The sequence below is a fragment of the Limosilactobacillus coleohominis genome, from assembly GCF_016901675.1.
Classification (GTDB): Bacteria; Bacillota; Bacilli; order Lactobacillales; family Lactobacillaceae; genus Limosilactobacillus; species Limosilactobacillus intestinavium.
This window is the reverse complement of the sequence record NZ_JACJKU010000014.1, coordinates 22,173-28,446: the sequence shown is the minus strand read 5'-3', so window position 1 is coordinate 28,446 and position 6,274 is coordinate 22,173. Positions and strand designations below refer to the sequence as shown.

The 6,274-nt window shown below is 39.5% G+C and carries 5 protein-coding genes; 1 reads left to right on the top strand and 4 read right to left on the bottom strand.

The features are described from left to right. The first annotated feature begins 247 nt into the window (after positions 1-247). Entirely contained in the window at positions 248-433 is a 186-nt protein-coding gene (locus tag H5975_RS02540; protein WP_178659536.1) for a hypothetical protein, read from the top strand. A 169-nt stretch (positions 434-602) separates the two neighbouring features. Here H5975_RS02540 and lepA read toward each other — a convergent pair whose 3' ends face one another. The 4 genes from lepA to grpE all read right to left on the bottom strand — a co-directional run bounded on the left by lepA (position 603) and on the right by grpE (position 6,266). Further along, positions 603-2,438, bottom strand: coding sequence for a translation elongation factor 4 (lepA, locus tag H5975_RS02535; RefSeq protein WP_178659535.1), 1,836 nt, complete (start codon positions 2,436-2,438; stop codon positions 603-605). 104 nt (positions 2,439-2,542) lie between these two features. Beyond that, entirely contained in the window at positions 2,543-3,694 is a 1,152-nt protein-coding gene (gene dnaJ, locus H5975_RS02530; protein ID WP_204784752.1) for a molecular chaperone DnaJ, read from the bottom strand. 96 nt (positions 3,695-3,790) lie between these two features. Continuing rightward, on the bottom strand, positions 3,791-5,665 hold the full coding sequence (dnaK, locus tag H5975_RS02525; RefSeq protein ID WP_178659533.1) for a molecular chaperone DnaK: 1,875 nt from the start codon (positions 5,663-5,665) through the stop codon (positions 3,791-3,793). Positions 5,666-5,696: 31 nt separating this feature from the next. After that, on the bottom strand, positions 5,697-6,266 hold the full coding sequence (gene grpE / locus H5975_RS02520; RefSeq protein ID WP_178659532.1) for a nucleotide exchange factor GrpE: 570 nt from the start codon (positions 6,264-6,266) through the stop codon (positions 5,697-5,699). Positions 6,267-6,274: the final 8 nt, after the last annotated feature.

Genomic DNA, 6,274 nt, shown 5'->3' with positions numbered 1-6,274 from the left:
GGCAATTACCGTGTGTGTATTTTTTGGGGTAATTGTCCTTTTTTATTGTCATCATATACAAAAACGGCACTGATGAAAACTCATCAGTACCGAATAGTGTAGAACCACTTAATATAACTTAAAGGGATTAGCGTGAAATATGCTGCTAATCCTTTTTGTTTTAGTTTCTTTTTCAATATGCTACTTTTCAAAATCATTGTTTTAATGATAGCATGGGTATATAGGAAATTATGAAGGAGCAATTATTATGAGTAAATCAAATGAAGAATTGGCTGTTGAATTAACCATTGCAATGCTTGAACACAATGCAACTGTCAAAGCTAATAAGGACGATAAAAGTGAATTGAAGTTAACCAACGCTATGGCAGTCGGTCAAAACTATAAATATCTGTTAGGGGTTTTAAATAACGAAGTTGATCCCTATCAAAAATAAGCTAACGAGGCGTTTAATTTAGAATGAATACTATTAAAAAGACCAGCAGTACAAACTGCTGGTCTTTTTTGCACACAAAACCTCTCTTGTGGGCAAATCAGTATAAAATTGGTATACCTTTACTTTTTCTTGATATTCCAAGTTTCCATAAACGTTGATATATCAGCGTTTATTTATCATCAATTTCTTCATCAGTCTTCAAAACTGCCATGAAAGCCTCTTGAGGAATATCAACTTTTCCGACTGCCTTCATTCGCTTTTTACCACGCTTTTGCTTTTCTAGCAACTTAGCTCGCCGGTCTGGATCACCAGTATGGATTCTGGCAGTAACATCTTTTCGATAAGCCTTGATGTTGGTACGAGCAATAATCTTAGAACCAATTGCAGCTTGAATTGGAATTTCAAAGTTTTGTCGTGGAATGATCTTTTTAAGCTTAGCAGCAATTTCACGACCTCGTTCAGCCGCAAAATCCCGGTGAGTAATGAAACTCAGTGCATCTACTTTATCCCCATTCAATAAGATATCAATTTTAACTAGTTCAGAAGCACGATAATCATCAATTTCATAGTCCAATGATGCATAACCACGAGTACTCGATTTCAGTTTATCGAAGAAATCAAAAATGATTTCCGCTAATGGAATATGATAGATAACGTTAACTCGTGTATCACTTAGGTATTCCATCGTGTCAAACTGGCCACGCTTCCGTTGGCAAAGCTCCATTACTGCACCAACATAGTCATTTGGCACCATAATTGAAGCCTTAACAAATGGCTCTTTGATGTCTTTAATCTCTGTTACATCTGGCATGTCAGCCGGGTTTTCAACTTCCTTCATGGAGCCATCATGCATGTCCACATGATACGTAACAGAAGGCGCCGTTGTGATAAGATCCAAGTCAAATTCACGTTCAAGTCGTTCTTGAATAACGTCCATGTGAAGTAGTCCTAAGAAACCACACCGGAAACCAAAACCTAATGCTTGTGAAGATTCAGGTTCAAACGTTAATGCAGCATCATTTAATTGAAGTTTTTCTAAAGCATCTCTTAAATCGTTAAATTTAGCATTATCAGTAGGATAAAGCCCTGCGTATACCATTGGGGTCATTTGACGATAACCTTCTAATGGTTTATCTGTAGGATTGGTAGCACTAGTGACCGTATCACCAACTCGAGTATCCTTAATGTCCTTAATTGCTGCAGTGATGTAACCAACATCTCCCGCCATTAATACGTCTCGCTCTAAAGGTTTTGGTGAGTTAATTCCAACTTCAGCAACTTCATATTCAGTTCCACTGTTCATTAATCGAATTCGGTCGCCTTTTTTAACGGTTCCTTCAAAAACCCGCACACTTAAAACTACTCCACGATAATCATCATATTTGGAGTCAAAAATTAATGCTTTTAAGGGTGCAGTTAAATCCCCAGTTGGTGCTGGAACATCCTTCACAATTTTTTCAAGAACCTCATCAACGCCCATCCCCGTCTTAGCACTAATATCCACTGCTTCATCAGTTTCTAATCCGATTTCTTCTTCAATTTGCTGCTTGGTCCCTTCGGGGTCAGCGGACGGCAAATCGATTTTATTGATGACGGGTAAAATAGCTAAGTCATTGTCCAATGCCAAATAAACGTTAGCTAAGGTTTGAGCTTCGACCCCTTGAGTAGCATCAACCACTAAAACAGCTCCTTCGCAAGCCGCTAGGGACCTGGAAACTTCATAGGAAAAGTCAACATGTCCAGGAGTATCAATCAGATGGAAAATATAATCTTGTCCATCCTTGGCGTGATATGTTAAGGCAACAGCATTCAACTTAATGGTAATCCCTCGCTCACGCTCCAAAGGCATGTCATCAAGAATTTGATCTTTCATTTCCCGCTTTGAAATTGAATCTGTCATCTCTAAAATTCGGTCTGCTAACGTTGACTTGCCATGGTCAATATGGGCAACAATTGAAAAATTTCGAATTCTCTTTTGACGTTCTTTCATTTCGTCTAAATTCATTTAAACATTACTCGCTTTCCAATGCGTATTATAAATAATTATAGCAAATGTCACTTTGAAAACAAAGAAGCGCAGGTGAGATCACCTCCGCTCCGTAGGATTAATTATTTTTCATCAAATGCGTCTTTTAGCTTATCAAAGAAGCCATTTTTGCCACCCTTAACGTTTTCACCAGAAGCAGCAGCAAACGCCATTAAGGCTTCCTTTTGTTGCTTATTCAGACTCTTTGGTGTTTTAACATGAATACGAACATGTTCATCCCCATTACCTTTTCCATTCAGGTGTGGAACACCCTGACCACGTAAACGGAAATTAGTTTCAGATTGGGTTCCTGCGGGGATCTTCAAATCAACATCGCCGTGCACAGTTTTGACCTTAATTTTATCACCCAAGGCCGCCTGAGAGAATGAAATATCACAATCAACAAAAATGTTGGCGCCATCACGTTGGAATTCGCGGCTTGGTGTCACTCTAAATACAATATACAAGTCACCGTAAGGTCCACCATTTGTACCAGCTTCACCTTGACCTTGCAACCGCATTTGTTGACCATCATCAACTCCTGCAGGAACTTTAACTTTCAAGGCATGCCGTTCTGAAATATGACCAGTACCATGACACTTAGTACATTGATCTTCAGGCTTGATTTCCTTACCTGTACCATGACAAACAGGACAAGGTTCTTGTGATTGCATCATTCCCATCATCGTTTGTCGTTGACGAACAATGTAACCACGACCCTGACATTCATGACAAGTTACTGGTGACTTACCAGGTTTGGCACCCGTCCCATGACATACATCACACTGGGCTTCACGATTATACTTAATCTCGGTTTCTTTACCATTAATTGCATCCATAAAATCCAACGTCATTGTATATTGTAAATCACGTCCCTGCTGAGGCGCACTAGGGTCACGACGTGAACGACCACCACCAAAGATATCACCAAAGATATCACTGAAGTCACCAAAACCTTGTGCACCACCGAAGCCTTGACCACCAAATCCGCCAAAGCCTTGGCCAGCACCTGCATTAGGACCAGCTGATCCAAATTGATCATACTGAGCCCGTTTTTGCTTATCACTCAGCACTTCATGAGCTTCATTAATCTTTTTAAATTTCTCTTCGGCACCAGGATCGTGATTAACATCAGGGTGATATTTAGCAGCTAATTTACGGTATGCACGGTTAATTTCTTGTTCAGAAGCGTCTTTTTTTACACCTAAAATATCGTAATAATTTTCTTCAGCCATCTATCTTCCCTCGTTTTTTAATAATTGTGGTTAGTATACCATAAGTAAAAGCCAAAGTCCGGTTTACCCGGCCTTTGGCTTTTCAATGGCCGACAATTACTTCTTGTCGTCAGGATCTACTTCTTGGAAGTCGCCATCAACGGTATTACCGTCGTTTCCCTTATCATTATTATTAGTACCACCATTTGGTTGGCCGCCAGTTGGATTACCTTGAGCACCACCATTTTGTTGTTGGGCTTGTTGGTAAAGCTTTACTGTAAGGTCTTGAACAATCTTATTTAAGTCGTCCTTCTTAGACTTCATTTCTTCAATATTGTTATCATCCTTGGCCTTTTGTAATGCTGCCTTAGCATCTTCTGCCTTCTTAATTTCATCGTCAGAAACTTTGCCCTTTAGTTCCTTTAATGTCTTATCAGTTTGGAATAGCAGTTGATCAGTTTCATTCCGTACATCTGCTTCTTCCTTCTTCTTCTTGTCGGCATCAGCATGTTCTTCGGCATCCTTCTTCATCCGTTCAATTTCTTCGTCAGAAAGACCTGAACTAGACTTAATGGTAATATTTTGCTTCTTGTGTGTTCCTTGATCTTCGGCAGAAACATTAACAATACCGTTCTTGTCGATGTCAAATGTAACCTTAATTTGAGGAACACCACGTGGTGCAGGTGGAATGTCCGTTAATTGGAAGTTACCAAGCGTCTTGTTGTCAGCAGCCATTGGCCGTTCACCTTGTAGAACGTGAATGTCTACGGCTGGTTGATTATCAGCAGCGGTTGAGAAGACTTGACTCTTGGAAGTTGGGATGGTTGTGTTCCGATCAATTAACTTAGTGAATACACCACCCATGGTTTCAATACCAAGAGATAGTGGAGTAACATCAAGTAAAACAACATCCTTAACGTCACCAGTCAAAACCCCACCTTGAATAGCAGCACCTAAAGCAACCGCTTCGTCAGGGTTAATTGAATGGTTTGGTTCCTTACCAGTCAATTCCTTAACCATTTCTTGAACAGCAGGAATCCGTGTTGAACCACCGTTTAGAATAACTTGGTCAATGTCACTGAATGATAATCCAGCGTCTTTCAGGGCATTCATAACTGGTGTCTTCGTCTTTTCAACTAAGTCGTTAGTAAGTTGGTTGAATTGGGCACGAGTTAAAGTCTTTTCCAAGTGCAATGGACCATCTTCACCAGATGTAATAAATGGTAGGCTAATTTGTGCTTCTTGAACACCAGATAAGTCCTTCTTAGCCTTTTCTGCAGCATCCTTTAACCGTTGCAAAGCCATCTTATCTTGAGAAAGGTCAATTCCATGTTCTTGTTTAAAGCCGTCAATTAACCAATCCATGATCTTTTGATCAAAGTCATCACCACCAAGGTGAGTATCACCATTAGTAGATAATACTTGGAAGACACCATCACCTAATTCAAGGATGGAAACATCAAACGTCCCACCACCAAGGTCATATACTAAGATCTTTTCATCTTTGTCTTCCTTATCTAGACCATAAGCTAATGAAGAAGCTGTAGGTTCGTTAATGATCCGCTTAACATCTAATCCAGCGATCTTACCAGCATCCTTAGTAGCTTGACGTTGAGCATCATTGAAGTATGCAGGAACAGTAATAACGGCCTTATCAACAGTATCACCAATGTAATCTTCAGCGTACTTCTTCAAGTATTGAAGAATCATTGCAGAAATTTCTTGAGGCGTGTATTTCTTGCCTTCAATATCAACAGTATAGTCCTTTTCACCCATATGACTCTTAATTGACTTAACAGTGTTAGGGTTTGTAATTGCTTGCCGCTTAGCTACTTCACCAACTTGTGTCTCACCATTTTTAAATGAAACAACTGATGGTGTTGTCCGACCACCTTCTGGATTAGTAATGATTTTAGGCTCATTACCTTCCATAACGGCAACAGCGGAGTTGGTAGTACCTAAGTCAATACCAATAATCTTGTTACTTGCCATAAAAAATCCCTCTTTTACTAATTAATTTTCTTTATTGAGCAACTACAACCATTGCTGGTCGTAGAACACGGTCCTTCAACATGTATCCTGATTGTAGAACTTGGACAACCGTGTCAGGCTTTTGATCACCACTTACAGCGACTGTTTGAACAGCCTGTTGAGTGTTCGGATCAAACTGTTTGCCTAGAGCATCTACTTCAGTGATACCATGATCTTGCAGGGCTTTATCTAAATGATCATGAACCATTTGAATACCCTTTTTTAATTGTTTACCGTTTTCATCAGTAACATCAATTGCTAAGGCGCGCTTCAAATTATCAAGAACCGGCAAGATACTTTTAGCCAAATCTTGACCATCATATTTTGCCATCTGAGAACGTTCCTTTTCAAAACGTTTCGACATATTTTGAATTTCCGCCTCAGCTCTTAAGAACTGATCATCCTTATCAGCAATCTGTTTTTTTAATTCTGCCAATTGTTTCTTCAATTCATCAACGGTAGATTCAGATTGCTTATCTTTTGATGCTGCTTGTTCAGCTTTTTTATTTTGATCTTTTTGAGGAGCATGCTCCTGTTTCTCTTCTTGATCTTTTTTAGCCATCTAATCCC